This is a genomic window from Lacinutrix algicola (genome assembly GCF_001418085.1).
Classification (GTDB): Bacteria; Bacteroidota; Bacteroidia; order Flavobacteriales; family Flavobacteriaceae; genus Lacinutrix; species Lacinutrix algicola.
In genome coordinates, this window is sequence record NZ_LIQH01000028.1 from 1 (window position 1) to 19897 (window position 19897).

20 protein-coding genes are annotated in these 19897 nt (G+C 32.2%); 18 read left to right on the forward strand and 2 right to left on the reverse strand.

Annotated elements, in window-relative coordinates; all coding sequences use genetic code 11:
- Positions 1-219: 219 nt before the first annotated feature.
- Entirely contained in the window at positions 220-1230 is a 1011-nt protein-coding gene (locus ASC41_RS04770; protein WP_055435501.1) for a 3-oxoacyl-ACP synthase III family protein, read from the reverse strand.
- Between the two features lie 295 nt (positions 1231-1525).
- Between ASC41_RS04770 and htpG the strand changes: the two genes are divergently transcribed.
- The 4 genes from htpG (at position 1526) to ASC41_RS04790 (ending at position 5751) form a co-directional block, all read left to right on the forward strand.
- On the forward strand, positions 1526-3442 hold the full coding sequence (gene htpG / locus ASC41_RS04775; RefSeq protein WP_055435502.1) for a molecular chaperone HtpG: 1917 nt from the start codon (positions 1526-1528) through the stop codon (positions 3440-3442).
- Positions 3443-3640: 198 nt separating this feature from the next.
- Positions 3641-4336: a hypothetical protein gene (locus ASC41_RS04780; RefSeq protein ID WP_152971420.1), complete on the forward strand. Its 696-nt coding sequence runs from the start codon at positions 3641-3643 to the stop codon at positions 4334-4336.
- 277 nt (positions 4337-4613) lie between these two features.
- The gene (locus ASC41_RS04785) at positions 4614-5156 is read left to right on the forward strand and encodes a hypothetical protein (RefSeq protein ID WP_055435504.1); all 543 of its coding nucleotides are present in this window, start codon (positions 4614-4616) and stop codon (positions 5154-5156) included.
- A 295-nt stretch (positions 5157-5451) separates the two neighbouring features.
- Positions 5452-5751, forward strand: a complete 300-nt coding sequence (locus ASC41_RS04790) for an immunity 53 family protein (protein WP_055435505.1) — start codon at positions 5452-5454, stop codon at positions 5749-5751.
- A 73-nt stretch (positions 5752-5824) separates the two neighbouring features.
- Here the strand turns inward: ASC41_RS04790 and ASC41_RS04795 are convergent, their stop codons facing one another.
- A complete protein-coding gene (locus ASC41_RS04795; protein WP_055435506.1) occupies positions 5825-6682 on the reverse strand; it encodes a YitT family protein in 858 nt (285 codons plus the stop codon).
- A 494-nt stretch (positions 6683-7176) separates the two neighbouring features.
- Here ASC41_RS04795 and ASC41_RS04800 point away from each other — a divergent pair, with 494 nt between their 5' ends.
- The 14 genes from ASC41_RS04800 to ASC41_RS04865 all read left to right on the forward strand — a co-directional run bounded on the left by ASC41_RS04800 (position 7177) and on the right by ASC41_RS04865 (position 19896).
- Positions 7177-8238, forward strand: coding sequence for a hypothetical protein (locus ASC41_RS04800; protein WP_055435507.1), 1062 nt, complete (start codon positions 7177-7179; stop codon positions 8236-8238).
- A 13-nt stretch (positions 8239-8251) separates the two neighbouring features.
- A complete protein-coding gene (locus tag ASC41_RS04805) occupies positions 8252-11704 on the forward strand; it encodes a pyruvate carboxylase (protein ID WP_055435563.1) in 3453 nt (1150 codons plus the stop codon).
- Positions 11705-11879: 175 nt separating this feature from the next.
- The gene (locus ASC41_RS04810; RefSeq protein WP_055435508.1) at positions 11880-12218 is read left to right on the forward strand and encodes a PadR family transcriptional regulator; all 339 of its coding nucleotides are present in this window, start codon (positions 11880-11882) and stop codon (positions 12216-12218) included.
- A complete protein-coding gene (locus ASC41_RS17105) occupies positions 12215-12646 on the forward strand; it encodes a hypothetical protein (RefSeq protein WP_055435509.1) in 432 nt (143 codons plus the stop codon). Before ASC41_RS04810 ends, ASC41_RS17105 begins: the two co-directional genes overlap by 4 nt.
- Before the next feature lie 23 nt (positions 12647-12669).
- Positions 12670-12855, forward strand: coding sequence for a hypothetical protein (locus ASC41_RS04820; protein WP_055435510.1), 186 nt, complete (start codon positions 12670-12672; stop codon positions 12853-12855).
- A 173-nt stretch (positions 12856-13028) separates the two neighbouring features.
- A complete protein-coding gene (locus ASC41_RS04825; protein ID WP_055435511.1) occupies positions 13029-13382 on the forward strand; it encodes a DUF6567 family protein in 354 nt (117 codons plus the stop codon).
- Positions 13383-13532: 150 nt separating this feature from the next.
- On the forward strand, positions 13533-13997 hold the full coding sequence (locus ASC41_RS04830; RefSeq protein ID WP_055435512.1) for a hypothetical protein: 465 nt from the start codon (positions 13533-13535) through the stop codon (positions 13995-13997).
- Between the two features lie 31 nt (positions 13998-14028).
- Positions 14029-14496 carry a hypothetical protein gene (locus ASC41_RS04835; RefSeq protein WP_055435513.1) on the forward strand — a complete coding sequence of 156 codons (468 nt, stop codon included), beginning with the start codon at positions 14029-14031 and terminating at the stop codon, positions 14494-14496.
- A gap of 154 nt (positions 14497-14650) precedes the next feature.
- Positions 14651-15253, forward strand: a complete 603-nt coding sequence (locus ASC41_RS04840) for a TetR/AcrR family transcriptional regulator (protein ID WP_055435514.1) — start codon at positions 14651-14653, stop codon at positions 15251-15253.
- A 56-nt stretch (positions 15254-15309) separates the two neighbouring features.
- Complete coding sequence (locus ASC41_RS04845; RefSeq protein ID WP_055435515.1) at positions 15310-16116, forward strand: haloacid dehalogenase type II; 807 nt, start codon at positions 15310-15312, stop codon at positions 16114-16116.
- Between the two features lie 38 nt (positions 16117-16154).
- Entirely contained in the window at positions 16155-16892 is a 738-nt protein-coding gene (locus ASC41_RS04850) for an SDR family oxidoreductase (RefSeq protein WP_055435516.1), read from the forward strand.
- A 250-nt stretch (positions 16893-17142) separates the two neighbouring features.
- Entirely contained in the window at positions 17143-17394 is a 252-nt protein-coding gene (locus tag ASC41_RS04855; protein WP_055435517.1) for a hypothetical protein, read from the forward strand.
- A 1-nt stretch (position 17395) separates the two neighbouring features.
- Positions 17396-17704 (forward strand): hypothetical protein, encoded by a 309-nt coding sequence (locus ASC41_RS04860; RefSeq protein ID WP_055435518.1) that lies wholly within the window; start codon positions 17396-17398, stop codon positions 17702-17704.
- A gap of 362 nt (positions 17705-18066) precedes the next feature.
- Positions 18067-19896, forward strand: a complete 1830-nt coding sequence (locus ASC41_RS04865) for a Xaa-Pro dipeptidyl-peptidase (protein WP_055435519.1) — start codon at positions 18067-18069, stop codon at positions 19894-19896.
- Position 19897: the final 1 nt, after the last annotated feature.

Consider the following 19897-nt stretch of genomic DNA (forward strand, 5'->3'; position numbering starts at 1 on the left):
TTTTTGTTGTATTTCTGTCATTCCTGCAGAGGCAGGAATCTACTTTTAAGTATTGTTTGTAATGGATTCCTGCCTTCGCAGGAATGACAAACCGTTTATTGTAGTTTCAACATTAAGTACCAAATGACAATAATTTTATTATGTATTCAGTAACAAGAATGAAATGACAATAATTTTTAAATTACTCTTTAATGAGTTTCCTTTTTTCTAAGGAATTTGTTACCATTTAATAATAACACTTCCCCAAGTAAATCCACTACCAAAGGCAGCTAAAACGACATTATCTCCTTCTTTAATTTTTCCTTGTTCCCAAGCTTCGGTTAAAGCTATTGGAATAGAAGCAGCGGTTGTGTTTCCGTATTTTTGTATGTTATTAAAAACCTGGTCATCACTTAGTCCAAATTTCTTCTGTATAAACTGTGCAATACGTAAATTCGCTTGATGCGGAATCAACATATCTATAGCCTCTTTATCTAAATTGTTTTTAGCTAAACCTTCCATTATAACTTCACTAAAACGAACCACTGCATTTTTAAATACAAATTGCCCATTCATGTGCGGAAAATAACTCTCGTCATTAGGATCATTTTCTGCTAAAATATCACTAACCCAACGTTTTCCCATTCCTGGTGCAACAAGTACCAATTCTTCGGCATGTTCTCCTTGAGAATGTAAGTGCGTAGATAAAATTCCTTTTGTAGTATCTTCTTCTCTAGTTAAAATAGCTGCTCCTGCTCCATCTCCAAAAATAACAGTTACACCTCTTCCTCTTGTTGTTTTATCCAATCCGCGAGAATGCAATTCACTACCAATAACTAAAATGTTTTTATACATTCCAGTTTTAATAAAATTATCTGCTACAGAAATTGCATATACAAACCCAGAGCACTGGTTACGCACATCTAAAGCACCAACTGTTTTAATACCTAAAGCATGCTGTACTTGTACTCCTGGACCAGGAAAATACATATCTGGACTTAAGGTTGCAAAAATTATAAAATCGATATCATCTTTATCAATTCCAGAACGTTCAATAGCTTGTTTGGCAGCCTTTACTCCCATTGTTGCTGTGGTATCTCCAGAACCTTCTTTTACCCAACGACGTTCTTTAATACCGGTGCGTTCGGTAATCCACTCGTCATTAGTATCCATCAATTTAGATAGATCGTTGTTGGTTACTACATTATCTGGGACATATTTACCAAGTCCTATTATTTTTGAATTGTACATAGAATGCTATTTTATTTCTTCCGCGAAGACGGAAATCTCAAGACTGTATTATTACAAGTAATCTGAAGCGCAATTTAAGTTTTTCAACTATAATGTATCTCAAATTTGTTTTAATTAATTATGCATGCATAATAACTTGCTTTAATTATGAAATCCTCAAAATATATTTATAACAGTGTCATCTTGTCACTTTTTGTCAATTGGCATTTTTGTTGTCTATTCTATCAAAGTATATTAAAACAATAATTAATAAGAAATTTTCGCTCAAGCGGAAATAAAAATAAATATTATAATTATGGCAAAAGGAAATATTAATGTTTCGGTAGAAAACATTTTCCCATTAATTAAAAAATTCTTGTACAGTGATCACGAAATATTTTTACGTGAGCTTATAAGTAATGGTACAGATGCAACTTTAAAGTTAAAGCATTTAACGAGTATTGGAGAATCTAAATCTGAATACGGAAATCCTGTAATCGAGATTAAAATTGATAAAGAAGGTAAAAAACTTCACATTATCGATCAAGGTTTAGGGATGACGGAAGACGAAGTTGAAAAATACATTAACCAAATTGCATTTTCTGGTGCCGAAGAGTTTTTAGATCAGTATAAAGATTCTGCTAAAGATTCAGGAATTATTGGTCATTTTGGTCTTGGTTTTTATTCTGCATTTATGGTAGCAGAAAAAGTAGAGATTATTACTAAATCTCATAAAGAAGGAACAACTGGTGCACATTGGACTTGCGATGGTTCTCCAGAATTCACATTAGAAGCTTCAGATAAAACAGATAGAGGAACAGAAATTATTCTTCATATTGCAGAAGACTCTACAGAGTTTTTAGAAGAATCTCGTATTAACACTTTACTATATAAGTATAACAAGTTTATGCCTATTCCAATTAAATTTGGAACTAAAGAAATTAACGATCCAGAGCACACGCCTGCAACTACAAAAGATGCTGAAGGTAAAGAAACAACTGAGCCACAGAAAAAAATTACTGTAGATAACATTATCAACAATCCTAATCCAGCTTGGACAAAACAACCAACAGAATTAGAAGATACAGACTACAAGAGTTTTTACAGAGAATTATATCCTGCACAGTTAGAAGAGCCATTATTCCACATTCATTTAAATGTAGATTATCCTTTTAACCTAACAGGAATTTTATATTTCCCAAAGATGTCTCAAGATATGAGCATGCAAAAGGATAAAATTCAGTTATACCAAAACCAGGTTTATGTAACGGATAATGTAGAAGGTATTGTACCAGAATTTTTAACCATGTTACGTGGTGTAATCGATTCTCCAGATATTCCTTTAAACGTATCGCGTTCTTACTTACAAGCAGATGGTGCTGTAAAAAAGATTTCATCTTACATTACACGTAAGGTTGCAGATAAATTAAAATCTTTATTTAAAGAAAATCGTGAAGATTTTGAAGCAAAATGGAACGATATTAAAGTGGTAATAGAATATGGTATGCTATCTGAAGATAAATTCTTCGAAAAAGCAGACTCATTTACTTTATACCCAACTGTAGATAATAAATATTACATATACGAAGAATTAGAAAACACTATTAAAGCCAACCAAACAGATAAGGATGGTAAAATGGTAATTCTTTATACAAGCGATCAAGATGCACAGCACACGTATATTGAAGCTGCAAAAACTAAAGGTTACGAAGTATTGTTATTAGACTCGCCTATTATTTCGCATTTAATGCAGAAATTAGAGAGCACTAAAGAGAACATAACATTTGCTCGTGTAGATGCAGATTCTATAGACAAGCTAATTAAGAAAGACGAAACAACGATTTCTAAATTAGACGAAGATCAAACTAAAGTATTAGACGAATTATTGAAAAGTGTAATACCTTCAGAAAAATTCATGGTACAATTAGAGCCTCAAGATAGCGATGCTTCTCCATTTATGATTACGCAGCCTGAGTTTATGCGTAGAATGAAAGAAATGCAAGCTTCTGGTGGTGGCGGTGGAATGCAAATGTTTGGTGCTATGCCAGAAATGTATAACCTTACCGTAAACACAAACTCTGATCTTGTTAGCGAGATTTTAAATACAGACAACAAAGAGATTCAAGAACGTTTAATAAACCAAAGTTTAGACTTAGCAAGACTATCTCAAGGTTTATTAAAAGGAAAAGAGCTTAGTGATTTTATAAAGCGTTCTTACGCGATGATTAAGTAAGTTATTCTGTTTAGCCAGAAACTACTTAAATAAAACTATTTTTTCGCTTTCGCGGAAAGACTAAAACCACCTTTCGAGGTGGTTTTTTTATGATTGACTTTGTCATTTTTTTAGGCTAACTTCGTTTAACGTCTGATATAAAACATTGAAACGATTTTGTGTCAACGAAACATTAAGCAACAATTAAATAAACAAATCATGTCAAATAAATTTATAGCTTATACAATCTTATTTTTAACATATCTAAATTCGTTTTCTCAAAGTATACCAAATGATACTATTGTTAAAAAAGACGGGACTAAAATCATTGAAAATTTCAAAACAATAATTGTCCATAATGAATATTTAATAACTAGTAAATATGAGTTAAGTATGGAAAAAATAAAGAGTATAAATGATAATCACTTAAAAAAGATAGCAATACCCTTAAAAGATATAGATAAAGTAATTAATAATAGTATATATATTAAAAAGCGTAAATTTTTGAATGAAAATGATGTGATTTGGGAATCAGAAACAAATAATCATAAAAGAAAGGTATGGGTTCATTCTCGTTCAGAGCGAAAAACTGTAGTATTACCAAATGGAAAACTAAGACTTTTGGAATCATTAGTTGAAGGAAAATGTGATTTATATATAGATTTTATTGTTATTACCTCTGCTATCGACTTTAATCTTTATAATGTGAATAATTATTACTATGTCCATCGAAAAAACGAATGGAAGAGCACACTTTTCAAAGGTTTAGGCGAATTTATCAAAACTAAAAGAATTGATTATTTTGACGATTGCGCGAAAGCAAAAGAATTCATTAAAACAAGAAAAAAACTATCTCAGCAGGAAATTATTGAACTTGTTAAATTATACAACGAATATTGTGATAGTAAAAAATAACAGTTGCCAACACCGTATAAAAATAATTGCGGTTAGTGCTTAATCAAAGGTCGTTGCGTGTTTGTAACGTCTGATTTTCCTTCGGAAAATCCTCGCATACAAACCCGCAACTATTCTTATACATAAACGTTAAACGAAATTTCAAAAACCACCTTTCAAGGTGGTTTTTTTATGCTTGACTTTGTCATTTTTTTAGGCTAACTTCGTTTAACGTCTGATATAAAACATTGAAACGATTTTATATCAACGAAACATTACCAACAAGCTGAAAAAAATTATGTGCCAATTCAACTTTTTAGTTACAAAAGAAAAATCTAACAATTCAGAAATCAAGGAAATTGCTTCTGAATTCGGATTGAATTACGCAGAATATACTTTGGACACACCAAATTCTAATGAAATTCGGACTTTCTTAACGACAACTAAAGATTGCGATTGTGGTTCTGTTTTAGGAAAAAAATATTCGGACGATTCATCTGAACCTGACTGGAAAAAAGAACAGAAAAAACTTGAAAGAAAACGATTCTCAAAACGCCGAATTGAATTACTTCTGGAACAAAAACGAAAAGAATTTACCGAAAAAAACTCAAGCGAATTAAAAGCGGAAAACAAAGAGGCGAAAAAATGGATTGAATTTCTGACCGACAAACGACTGAAAAGCAAACTAAACGAAATCGGATTTTTTTACCACCAATTTTCTGGCGAATTACAAAACGAACGAATAAAAATAGAAAACGAAAAAACGAATTCAGCGGAAAATATTGACGCTGATTTTTTAAAGAACATTAAGGAAAACGAATTAAATTGGATTAAACTCTGATAAAAGCCAGTTGGTAACACCGTGTATAATTTATGGCTTGGTTATCGCCTACTTACGAAAATCCTCGCGGATTTTCTATTCAATTTTTATTTACTAAATTAGGTGCTTAAACACGCCACTAATCATACACAACAACGTTAAACGAAATTTCAAAAAACCACCTTTCAAGGTGGTTTTTTCATACTTGACTTTATTATCTTTTTTTAAGCTAATTTCGTTTAAAATTATTTTACATTTATTCTTTAGCAGCTAAGCCTAAAACGAGCTTAAATAATATCAAAACAACTTAATACAAATGGAGATTACAGAGTGGATACAACATTGGTTTAAAAACAATTGTGATGGAGATTGGGAACATGGTGACGGAATACATATTTCAACACTTGACAATCCAGGTTGGGATGTAGAAATTGATTTATCAAATACTTCATTAAAAAATATAGAAATACCAAGGATTCTTAATGAAAATAGTAAACAAGATTGGTATAGTGTAAAAATTGAAAACCAAATATTTAATGCCTCTGGCGATTCTGGAAAACTTACTTTTTTACTAGGCTTATTCAAAGAAATGATAGAAAAGTTCGAAAACTCATAACGCTCCTTTTTCTACGCTTTCGCGGAAACACAAAAAACCACCTTTCAAGGTGGTTTTTTTTATTTTAAACACTTTAAATAGATTCTGTATTAGATTCTAATGCACTAATATTAGCATTGGCATCAACACTATAAACAACGCTTTTAATAGCTTCTAACTGTTTAGCGTTTCTGGTTATTAATATTAACTTTCCTTGAGAATCATGATGAATCAGCTTTAAAATAGTATTGGTATATTCTTGATAGTTTAAAAAAGCTTCTTGAATAAGTAAGTTCTTTTTAGAGAACACAAAAACAGTCATATGTGTTGTCGATTTTTTAATATAATATCCTATTGTTTTACTAATCGCAATTATAGCAACAATACTATAGGCTGCCATTGTAAAATCTTTAAACACAAAAATCCCTAGAAAAATAATTACACCATCAACTATTAAAATAAGCTGACTAAAAGGAAGTTTTATTTTAGTTGCCAGAATACGAACTAAAATATCGTTTCCTCCCGTTGTTGCTCCTGCCTTCATTACCATAAAAACAGAAAAACCAACAATAACTCCGCCAAACAAACAAGAGACCAAAACGTCTTCAACAAAAATTTTATCTCCTAAAATTTTTGAAAAAATATCGATATAAAAAGAAACCAATACCATAGAAAAAGCAGTTTTAACACCTGTTTTTCCGCCTAATACTTTTGTTCCCCAAAGTAATAAAGGAATATTTATAAGTAAAGCAACTACACCTATAGACATACCTGTAAGCTTATTAATAACAATACTTAATCCCAAAATACCGCCCGGCACTATATTGTGCGGTATAATAAATATTACATAGGCTATAGATAATATAAACGAGCCTATTAAAACGTTTGTATAACTTTTAAGCTCTGTAAGCACTTCTTCTCTTTGTAATAATAATGTGATTCTTTTTTTCATAATACTAGGTATAAAAAAATCCCTTTGATTTAAAATAAAATCAAAGGGATTAAAAATTTAAGTTTTAACTCGATCTAAACACTTTGATATCGGGACATATAAGACTTCTTACACATATAAACACGTGTAATCTTACTGGTATTATTCGAAATTAGGTTTAAAATATTCATTCAGTTTTATGTAAAAAAAAAAGCGTTCTATAAAAAAATAGAACGCTTATTAAATATGTAATAATAGTATGCGCTCTAGCCTCCGGAATTTGACATCCAGGCCTGTTTACAAATACTATTTAAATTGTTGTTTTTCATAATTATGAAGCAAAGGTATAATTATTTTTAATAAACAAATCATTCTTACTCAGAAAATTAGCATTTGTAAAAAATCCACTTCTATTTCAATTTCGTATTTACTATAAATCTATTATTCAAAATATATTATGCATGCATTGTATTTTACATAATTTTTAGCTAACTTATAGACTTTCCAATATAACTATGAACGAAAAATTAATTTCTAAAAAAAAGCCTGCCTATCCAATTACTGCTCAACTATCTAACTACTTAACTGCACAAGGCAGGAATATAAAAATCCCAATTTTCTACGACGATTTACTGCGTTTTCAAGGTGCAGTAGAAATTTTTGATGATAAAGATGAGGACACCCTTTGGGTAAGCTGCTATTATGCAGAGCACGAACGCGAGGAAATACAAAATAGCTTAAAGCAAATGTATTCCATCTTACATTCCGATGGTAGCGATAGTATTCTACCCTATTTAAATATCGATAGTATCGATTTTTGCACCTTTGGTAACACCAAACCTTTTCGTGTTAAGGTGAGAAACGTATTAAACGATAACTACATCTTTCTTTACATTAAAAAAGCCGATGCTTCACGTATTTATGGTTTAGAATTAGAGGATATTCTATCACCTAACCACATTAATTTTTTAGTTCATAAAGACACATTAATTGAAGAACACATCTCTGGAATTCCTGGAGATATTTATATAAAAGAACATTTACACACCATTACAGAACAAGACAGAAGAGCTTTAGCAAAAGAGTTTGTTAAGTTTAACGAACGTTGTTTTGTAAGGCTATTAGCCGATATGCGTTCCTACAACTACGTTATTGTAATTACACACGATTTCGACCGTAAACAATACCGTATTCGTGCTGTCGATTTCGATCAACAAAGTTACGAAGGCAACCCTAAAGTATATAAACCTCAGTTTTTAAAAGAAAACAATCCATTGGTAGAAATGAGTGCAGAGGTATTAACTAGAGGCTCTATAAAACAATACGAAAAAGAGGAACGCTCACTACTTGCAAAACGTGCTAAAAGTGAACAAAAGCGTTTACGCCATTTAATATTATGCATGAAGAGAGACGAAATTTCTTCACCCGAAAAAATTAAACAATTAAAACTTGGCTTATTCGATTTAACTGGAGATGTTAAATTTAAACGTGCCAGAAATATGGGAGAACTACTTAAAGCTGCCCTAGATTTTGTTATCAGGAATTACCAAAACGAAAATCCATATATCATTAAATAACACACAACTACTAATGAAAATTAAAAAGGTTCTTGTTGCCAACAGAGGAGAAATTGCTATTCGTGTTTTGCGCGCGTGTACAGAGTTAAACATAACTACTGTCGCCATTTACACTTACGAAGATCGTTATTCTCAACACAGAAATAAAGCTGATGAATCTTACCAAATTGGAGAAGACAATCAGCCTTTAAAACCCTATTTAGACATTGCTCAAATTATAGATTTGGCAAAAGCTAAAAACGTAGATGCCATACATCCTGGTTATGGTTTTCTATCCGAAAACTCTGAGTTTGCAAGACAATGTGCTGCAAACGGTATTATTTTTATAGGTCCAGAACCCGAAGTTATGGATGCTTTAGGTGATAAAATTACAGCTAAAAAAGTAGCCGTAAAATGTAACGTTCCTATTATAGAAAGTAACAAGAAAAAACTAACCTCTCTTAAAGTCGCTTTATCTCAAGCGGCAACTATTGGCTATCCTTTAATGCTAAAAGCAGCCTCTGGTGGTGGTGGTCGTGGTATGCGAATTATTAGAAAAGATGAGGATTTAGAATTCAATTTCGATTCTGCTAGAAACGAAGCCTTAAATGCCTTTGGAGACGACACCATGTTTTTAGAAAAATATGTAGAAAATCCAAAACATATAGAAGTACAAATTGTAGCAGATAATCATGGTAATATTCGTCATTTACACGAGCGCGATTGCTCTGTACAACGTCGTCACCAAAAAGTAGTAGAAATTGCACCATCGCATAATGTAAGCGATTCTGTAAAACAAGATTTATACAAATACGCCGTTGTCATTGCAAAAGAGGTAAACTACAATAATATTGGTACCGTAGAATTTTTAGTAGATGGAGACGATAATATTTACTTTATAGAAGTTAATCCAAGAATACAAGTAGAACATACCGTTACCGAAATGGTAACCGGAATAGATTTAGTAAAAACACAAATTTTTGTTGCTGGCAATTACGCATTAGACAGTCAGCAAATAAAAATATACGGTCAAGATACTATTGCAACCTATGGGTTTGCACTACAGTGTCGCTTAACAACCGAAGATCCTTCAAATAACTTCACGCCAGATTATGGTAACGTAACCACCTATAGAAGCGCCTCCGGAATGGGCATTCGTTTAGATGCTGGAAGCATTTATCAAGGGTATCAAGTGAGCCCGTTTTTCGATTCTATGTTAGTAAAAGTATCTTCTCATGGTAGAACTTTAGATGGCGCAACACGTAAAATGGTACGTGCTTTAAAGGAATTTAGAATTAGAGGTGTAAAAACCAACATTCATTTTTTACAAAACGTCATTCAGCATCCAACATTTAAAGACGGTAAAGTCACTGTTAATTTTATTCAGAATACTCCTGCCCTATTTAAAATAAAACTACCACAAGATAGAACCTCTAAAGTGGTTAATTTTTTAGCTGAAGTCACCGTTAACGGAAATTCGGACGTAAAAAACATTGAAGAAAATAAAGTCTTTAGAAATCCTAAAGTTCCAAAGTTCAGTTTATCTGAAGCCTATCCAAAAGGCACAAAAGATATGCTAACAGAATTAGGTCCAGAAAAATTCTGTGCTTGGTTAAAAGACGAGAAAAAAATTCATTTTACAGATACTACAATGCGCGATGCGCACCAATCGTTATTAGCAACCAGAATGCGTTCTTTCGATATGCTTAAGGTAGCCGAAAGCTTCGCAAAAAACCATCCCAATACTTTTAGTATGGAAGTTTGGGGAGGTGCAACGTTCGATGTTTGCTTACGTTTCCTGCACGAAAGTCCGTGGACACGATTAAGAGAATTGCGTAAAGCAGTACCAAATATATTATTCCAAATGTTATTGCGTGGCTCTAACGGTGTTGGTTATAAAGCATATCCAGATAATTTAATCGAGAAATTTGTAGAAAAATCTTGGGAGAATGGTGTCGATATTTTCAGAATTTTCGATTCCCTAAACTGGGTAAAAGCCATGGAACCAAGCATTAGTTATGTCCGTAATAAAACTGGCGGAATTGCAGAAGCAGCCTTAAGTTATACTGGCGATATTTTAGATGTAAACGAAACAAAATACAACCTAAAATATTACACACAACTGGCTAAAGATTTAGAAAATGCAGGTGCACATATGATTGCTATTAAAGACATGGCAGGATTATTAAAACCGTATGCCGCAACAGAATTAGTTGCAGCATTAAAAGATACCGTAAACGTACCAATACACTTACACACACACGACACCTCTTCATTACAAACAGCAACGTATTTAAAAGCTATTGAAGCCGGTGTAGATGTTGTAGACGTAGCATTAAGTGGTTTATCTGGTTTAACCTCGCAACCCAACTTTAATGCGGTTGTAGAAATGATGAAAGGCCAACCAAGAGCAAACGATTTCGATATGCCTAAACTAAATCAGTTTTCTAATTTTTGGGAAGATACACGCGAATTATATTATCCGTTCGAGTCTGGTTTAAAAGCAGGAACTGCTGAGGTTTTCGAGCACGAAATTCCTGGTGGACAATATAGTAATTTGCGTCCGCAAGCTACTGCTTTAGGTTTAGCAGATAGATTTGATGAGGTTAAAAAAATGTATGCCGCAGTTAATAAACTCTTTGGTAATTTGGTAAAAGTAACACCAAGCTCGAAAGTGGTTGGAGACATGGCCATTTTTATGGTTACCAATAACCTAACCACAGAAGATGTTATGGAGCGTGGCGAAGAAATTTCGTTTCCAGATTCTGTAATTAGTTTCTTTATTGGAGATTTAGGTCAACCATCTGGTGGTTTCCCAAAAAAGCTTCAGAAAATAATTCTAAAAAACAGAAAACCATACACAAACAGACCAAACGCACATTTAGAACCTATAGATTTTGACGAAGAGTTTAAAGCTTTCAAAAAGAAATTCCAAAAAGGCTTTACTCGTGCTATCGAAATGGAAGATTTCTTATCGTACACCTTATACCCAAAAGTATTTGAGCAAGCGCACGAAAACTATAAAACCTATGGTAATTTAGCTTTAGTTCCAACAAAAAACTTTTTCTATGGTATGAAACTTCGTGAGGAGATTTTAATAGAATTAGAACCTGGAAAAACAGTTATTATTAAATTACTGTCTATTGGTATTCCTAATGAAGAAGGTATGAGAACCGTCTTTTTTAAAGTTAATGGCGAAAATCGTTTTGTTGAAATTTTAGACAAATCACTTAACATTAAAATTGAAACCAATACAAAAATAGATCCAGCAGACACTAACCAAATTGGAGCACCTTTACAAGGCTCGCTTTACAAAGTGTTGGTAAAAAAGGGACAGGAAGTAAAAGAAAACGATCCGCTTTTTATTATCGAAGCCATGAAAATGGAAACAACGGTAACTGCCTTTAAATCTGGAACAGTAAAATCGGTCAGTCTAAAAGAAGGCAATATGGTTAAACAGGACGATTTAATTGTGACTATAGAGTAGTATTTCTTTAATTAATAATAGATACTACAAAACAAAACTGTCTTTCAGAGCGAAGCAAAGAATCTCTAAATAACAAACACTAAAAACCACCTAAATCAGGTGGTTTTTTTATACCTCAAAACAAATCATAATACATTTTATTAAAATGTATTGATAAAAAATGTATATTTGACATATGTATAGCAAAGAACTCACAAAAGGAACATTAAAACCTATCATTTTAAAGCTGTTAAGTCAGCATGATAAAATGTACGGTTACGAGATTACCCAAAAGGTAAAAGAACTTACCAAAGGAAAAATAGACATCTCAGAAGGTGCCTTATATCCTATTTTGCATAAACTAGAACACAATAAAGTTTTAGAAACCGAAAAGGTATACATTGGTAAACGCGTTCGAAAATACTACTCGGTAACAAAAACTGGAGAGCAAGTTATAAAAGACCAAACCGAACAGATTAACGATTTTATAAAAACACTATCCTTAATATTTAACTCTAAATCTATAGCAAAATGATATTAACAGACCAACAAATAGACTACATACAAACCAATTTAGAGTTATACGGTTTAAAAAACAAAGCACTAAAAGAAGATCTTTTAGATCATATTTGCACCTATATAGAACAAACCGAACACAGTAATTTCGACCACGCTTATAAAAAGGCAATTCAGCAATTTGGTGGTTATTTAAACATCAATCAAATAGAAAGAGAAACCAACGCACAACTCTATTTTAAATCGGCTAAAAACCGAAAAAGACTGTTATCTATTTCAGAGCTTTTAACGACAATACTAATTACTACCGGTTGTCTATTCAAAATTATGCATTGGCCTTATGCTTCCACAATAATATTTGCCGGTTTTGCTTTTTTAATAGCCTTACCACTACCACTTTATTTTTACAATAAACATAAAGAGCAATCACTTAAACATCAATCTTAATACGAACATTAAAATCAATCAAAATGAAAAAATCAATTTATGTTTTATGCTTTCTAGCATTATTTACACTTAGCACAGGAGTTTTATTCGAAACTTTACATTGGCCTTATGCAGCTTGGATACTATTTATTGGCTTTCTACTCTTTAATTTTGCCTTTTTGCCAACCTTGTTTTACAAACTATACAAACAAGATGTAGCTGAAATTTAAATAACGCTTTCGCGGAAATACTAAAAACCATCTAAATCAGGTGGTGTTTTTATATAAAAAAAACAGTATTACGATTTTATACAATAAACATTAAACTCAAAGTTTTACATTCGCACTTTATTAAAAAATAATTTTTAAACCTTTAAAAGGAACAAACTAAATCAACCATTAAAATGAAAAAACTTATCCTATCGTTTGCATTAATTGCAACTCTTACTTCTTGTAGAACAAGCTTACACCGTGGAGGCTACAACCAAATAAACCAAACACAAACCGTATTAACAAGCAATAATTTTAACGTACTTGGTAGTTTTAAAGGTACAGCTACGGTAAAAATAACAACAGGTAATATTACTAATAAAGAAGGTATTATTTCTCAAGCAAAAACTAAATTACTTGAAAACGCAAAAGCTGCCGGTGTAGAATTAATAGGTAGCAGAAGTTTAGTTAACGTATCTATAGATATTATTGAAACTAAAAAAAGAATAAACGCTACAATGTCTGCCGAAATTATTGAGTTTAAATAAAAAACGACTTTGTCTTATTATAAGATAAATATCGCTTTCGCGGAAATACAAAACCACCTAAAAGGGTGGTTTTTTGTTTTTATAAACAATACTAAAAACCTAATAACAAGTATAATATAAATTTACTACATTTATAAAAACTAACCAAAAATGAAAAAACTAGCCATCCTCCTATTCTTTATAACAGCAAGTGTTGTGGCACAGAAAAAAGAAAAAATAGACAGAGACCAAATCTATAACTATTCTGAAAACTTAGAATTTACTATCTACAAAATTGGTAGAACACGCATGACCGATAGAGGAAACGTGAGTTATATTGCTGAAAAAGGAAAACGGTTTATCTCAATGATGTTTCAGTTTAAAAATAACAGTAGCGAAAAACAAATTATAGATTTCGCAAACATACAATTAGTCGATAAAAACCAAAATCTAATTAAAATAGATATGGTTGTAAAAGCTTTAAAACTAACCTCAAAATTAAATCGTTACGAGCAAAGTTTAAAAGGAAACAAAAAGCGAATTTTTGCCGTAGAGTTTGAAATCCCCATAGATAAAAAAGAAAAAATAAGTGCTCTAAAAGTAAAAGATAAAATTATTGAACTCGTTTATAAATAAGAGTTTATCGCTTTCGCGGAAATAAAAAACAATGACAAAACTTAACTTTAAATTTATTTTTCAGAACGCATTCGATTCCTTCAAGGTTTTCGAAACGATTCCGATTGAAATAAGCGGAATTTTAATAGAAGGACACTCTAAAACTATTTGGCAGACTTTAAATCATTTAATAAAATGGAGAGAATTTCAAATATTAAAAATTGCAGATATTGAGAAAAAAAATGATTTTATAGAATCTGAATCTTGGATTACCGAATTAGAACCAAAGAATCCCAATGATTGGAAAAAAAAGATAAGCATATTTAAAAGTCAGTCAGAACAAATTGAAAATCAAATTAAAAATCTTGATTTATCAGATTTGAGATTAGAGGAAAAACTCAAGTTGATTCAAGATTCAAGCACGCATTTATCATTTCATTTAGGAGAAATAATACTAATTGCAAGACAGAAGAACAAATATCCTCAACCGAACGAAATGAACGAATTTCTGGCTGAATAAAAACCACTTACAACACTGCATATAAAAAATAGCACAAGTTATTGCTAAGACTAAAATTTGCGCTTTTTTAGAAAATCCACAAAACCTTTCAACCCAATAAAACAATTAACAAAACATAAACATACCAACTAGTATTTTTTATTAAATTTGTAGCATGCAACAGGAACTAAAATCGGAAATTACTAAACAGTTAATTATTGATAAGGCCTTTAATTTATTTTATCAGAATGGTTTTAAAACAACCAGTATCGATAAAATAATGAAAGAAACCACATTAAGTAAAGGTGCATTCTATCACCATTACAAAAGCAAAAAAGAGTTAGGTTTAGAGGTTATTAGTTTAAAGGTTGAAAAAAGAGTTGTTAAAGGCATGATTGCACCTTTAAAGCAACCTGGTAATGCCTATCAGATTATTAAAGATGTTTTTACAAATAGATTAAAAGAATTTTCTAATAACGAAAAACAACAAGGTTGCCCAATGAACAACCTAATTAACGAAATTGGAAATAACGAACTCGCTTATCAAAATGCTCTAAAAAACATTATAGAGCTCTGGAAAACTGCTTTAGTACAAATAATAGAAAGAGGCAAACAAGAACATACAATAAAAGAAGACGTCTCAAGTCAAGCAGTTGCTACCTATTTAATAAGTGCTTTCGAAGGCATTAGAGGCATCAGAAAATTATATACTAACGATACTGTTTTAAACGAGTACATCTCTGGCCTTACTTTTTACTTAAATCAAATAAAGAAATAATTTTTTTTTAATCTAAAAACATACCTATTAGTATGTTTATTTAAATACACACTATAATGAAAAATAACAGAAGAGATTTTATTAAAAAATCGACCTTATTAGGATTAGGACTTGCAACAACATCTCAACTTGCCAGTGCGGCAACGGCAGTAAATACTTCAGATGAAACTACCGGAATTACAGAAACAAGACCTAAAGTGTTATTTTTCGATGTAAACGAAACACTTTTAGACCTAACAGCCATGAAAGATAGCGTTGGGAAAGTACTTGGTAATAGAAGCGATTTACTACCACTTTGGTTTACAACCATGCTACAATACTCTTTAGTATCTACAGTTGGTAGGCAGTATAACGATTTTGGAATTATTGGCGCAGCCGCTTTACAAATGGTAGCAGCAAACCATAACATTAAATTAACCGAAACCGAAGCTAGAGAAGCTATCCTTACGCCTATTCGCTCTTTACCGGCACATCCAGAAGTAAAAGCATCGCTACAGCGATTAAAAGATGCTGGTTACAAATTGGTTTCATTTACAAACTCGTCTAATAAAGGTGTGGAAACTCAGTTTAAAAATGCTGGATTATTAGAGTATTTTGACGAGAGATTAAGTATTGAAGATATGGGAAAATTTAAACCAGATCAAGATGCATACGCATGGGCTTCTAGAAAAATGGGAATTCAACCTAACGAATGCCTATTAGTAGCAGCACACGGTTGGGATATTGCAGGTGCCATTTGGGCAAACTGGAGAACGGCATTTATTAGCAGACCTGGAGCACAATTATATCCGCTTGCGCCTGATCCAGAAATTAATGCGTCCGATTTAAAATTAGTAACAGATATTTTAGTGTCCTATAAATAAAAGTCAATTTTTTTATAAATTAAAACAAACGCAGAATCATGAAAAAAGTAGACAACAAAGTTATTATTGTTACAGGTTCATCTAAAGGCATTGGAAAAGAAGTAGCCATACTATTAGCTAAAAACGGAGCTAAAGTTATAGTAAACCACTCTAACAGCCAGAAAGAAGCAGATGCGACTGTAAATACAATTATAGAAAATGGTGGCAAAGCAATTGCTGTAAAAGCAGATGTTAGCGATAGAGAGCAAGTCACCCAATTATTTGATAAAGCCATACAAGAATTTGGTAAAATTGATGTTTTAGTTAATAATGCTGGAACAATGATTTCAAAAAAATTAAAAGACAATACACAAGACGATTTCACTAAACAATTTAATGTTAATGTAAGAGGTGTTTTTAATACGTTACAAGAAGCAGATAGTAAGCTAGCAGATAATGGTATTATTATAAACTTCTCCTCTAGTACTACTAAATTAATGTTGCCAACTTATGCGCTTTATTCTGCAACAAAGGCAGCTGTAGAGCAAATAACAAGAGTGTTTTCTAAAGAAATAGGACGCGGAATATCGGTTAATGCCATTGCGCCTGGAGCTACAGAAACTGAGTTGTTTTTAAACGGAAAATCTCAAGAACAAATAGATAAGTTAAGCAGCATGAATGCTTTTAATAGATTAGCAAAACCTATAGACATTGCAAAAGTAGTACTGTTTTTAGCTAGTGACGACTCTAAATGGATTTCGGGCCAAATTATAGGTGCCAATGGCGCTTTGGTTTAAATAACGCTTTCGCGGAAATACTAAACCATCTTTTTAGGTGGTTTTTTTATGCTTTTATTTTACGATTACGGAAAACCATAAAATAGATTCTTTGGGTTGTTTTAAATTGGTTTTTGTTAGGAAAAAATACGTAGTTCTACGTATATATTTTCTAACTTAAAACAGCTAACTTCGTTGAACGATTGATAAAAAACATTAAAACGATTTTTTATCAGAGAAACATTGTAGCACATTTGAGAAAACTCACGAATTGAAAAGAAAAACAGGAATAATAATATTAATAATCGGAATTTTAATAGTCTCGAAATTCTGGATTGGAATCTTTACTCACGATGAGTTTGGAGGAAAAGTTGTTTTTATTAAGCATAGACCGATTTGGAAAACGTTTTTCTATTCACCAAGAGGAATGAGTGATTTAAAATTATCTGAAATGTCGACTGAAAAACAAAATGAACAGATATTGTTCGATGAATTTGTTTTAGAAAATCAAACAATCGAATAAAATGGAAATTAAATATTGCTGGAGATGTAAAATAGATATTCCAATGTTGGACAAAGAAGAGTTTGCAATCGCTTCCGAATTATACTCTAACGGATTTAAAATAGCAAAAGCGGATAGAAAAGAGAGATTTAAAGAGTTATTAGAATACTATAATAATTTGACTGGATTTGGAGAAACTGAACCGAATGCAATTATGCATCACTCACTTGAACAAATTGGACCTGATTGTGAAAATTGTGGAAAACCATACAGAACACCAAAAGCAAAACTCTGTGCAAATTGCGGAAACAAAAGGAAAGTTGTGGAATAAAAACGTGCTACAACACCGTGTATAATTAATGGCTGGTTATCGCCTACTTACGAAAATCCTCGCGGATTTTCTATTCAGTTTTTATTTGCTAAATTAGGTGCTTAAACACGCCACTAATCATACACAACAACGTTCAACGAACGAACCAATATTACGTTCCATAATTTTCACAACTTTCCAAAAGTTCTTCGCTTTTCTAATTTCTAAAAAAAAGAATATCTAATTAATAAAATATTTTAAAAAAGTGGTTTTTGTTACTATACTATTTTATTTAAATTTTACAATTCCCTTAACATTTAACTGCTCCGCTATTCAAAATAAAACAACTAAATTGTAGCCTACAAACTATACAAGCAGATATCATGACAAAAAAGTACAATGTATTAGGCTTATTTTCAATCTTATTTTTAACAGTAACTATTGGTTTTGCACAAGACAAAACGGTTCCTGTTTTTAAAGATGGAGAAGCACAACCTGTTCAAGGTTTTACAGACACTAACGATTGGATTAGGCACGACCTTTGGGTTGAAACTACTTTCGATACAGACAAAGATGGAAAACTAGACCGTATGCATGTTGCCGTTACAAGACCAAAACAAACAGATACCGAAGGTTTAAAATTACCAATAATTTATGTTACAAGTCCTTATTTTGCTGGAGTAGCAGGAGATGTACCTGGTGTTATGTGGGATGTAGAACACGAACTTGGAGACATAGGAAAAGAACGCGTACACCCAGAAGTAATACGTAGAGGAGAACGCCCAATTATATCTAATTCTCACCTTAGAAAATGGGTGCCACGTGGTTATATTGTGGTACACTCGTCTTCTCCTGGAACAGGATTAAGTGATGGTGCTCCAACTATAGGTGGACCAAACGAAGCTTTAGCTCCTAAAGCAGTAATCGATTGGTTATGTGGTAGAGCAAAAGGTTTTACAGAAAGAGATGGAAACGAACCTGTTGAAGCTTTTTGGTCTACAGGAAAAGTAGGAATGACAGGTACATCGTACAACGGTACTTTACCTCTAGCGGCTGCAACTACTGGTGTTGCAGGTTTAGAAGCTATTATTCCAATTGCTCCAAATACCTCATCTTACCATTACTACAGATCTAATGGTTTAGTACGTTCTCCAGGTGGTTATTTAGGTGAAGATATAGATGTACTTTACGATTTTGTACACAGTGGTGCAGAAGATAAACGTGCTGGAAATAACAAGCGTGTAAGAGATACCGAAATGAAAAATGGTATGGACAGACAAACAGGAGATTTAAACGACTTTTGGAATAATAGAGATTATTTAAACCAAATGGCACCTATGAAAGCGGCTTTATTAATGTCTCATGGTTTTAACGATTGGAATGTTATGCCAGAACATAGTAACCGTATTTACCAAAAAGCTAAAGAGATGGGATTACCAACGCAATTATATTATCACCAAAACGGACATGGTGGACCACCACCAATGACAATGATGAACCGTTGGTTTACACATTATTTACACGGTGTAGATAATGGTGTTGAAAACGATAAACAAGTTTGGATTGTTAGAGAAAACGATAAACATGAGAATCCTACAGCTTACGATGCATATCCAAATCCTAATGCAAAAGATGTTACACTTTTTCCAAACAAAGGCGGAAACAGTATTGGAACATTAACAACTAAAAAGAATAAAAGACAGAAAACAGAAACTCTGGTTGATGACTTTAGAATTTCGGCTAAAGAACATGCACAAATTGTGGGTTCTAAAAACCGATTATTATATGCAACACCAAATCTTACAAGAGATCTTCATATTTCTGGTGAAGCAGAAGTTACTATTAGCTTATCGAGTAGTAAATCTGCCGCAAACTTATCTATAATGTTAGTGTCTTTACCTTACGAGAACGATGCAAAAGTAATTACAGATAATATTATTACACGTGGTTGGGCAGATCCACAAAACTATAAATCGATAAGAGATAGTGAGCCATTAGAAAAAGGTAAATTTTACGATGTTACTTTTAAATTACAACCAGACGATCAAATTATAAGAGCAGGACAACAAATAGGAATCATTATATTTTCTAGTGATAAAGAATTTACATTACACCCTAAACCTGGAACTGAACTTACTATCGATTTAGACAAAACAAGTTTAACAATACCAGTAGTTGGTGGTTTAGAAGCTTTTACAAGAGCAACAAAATAAT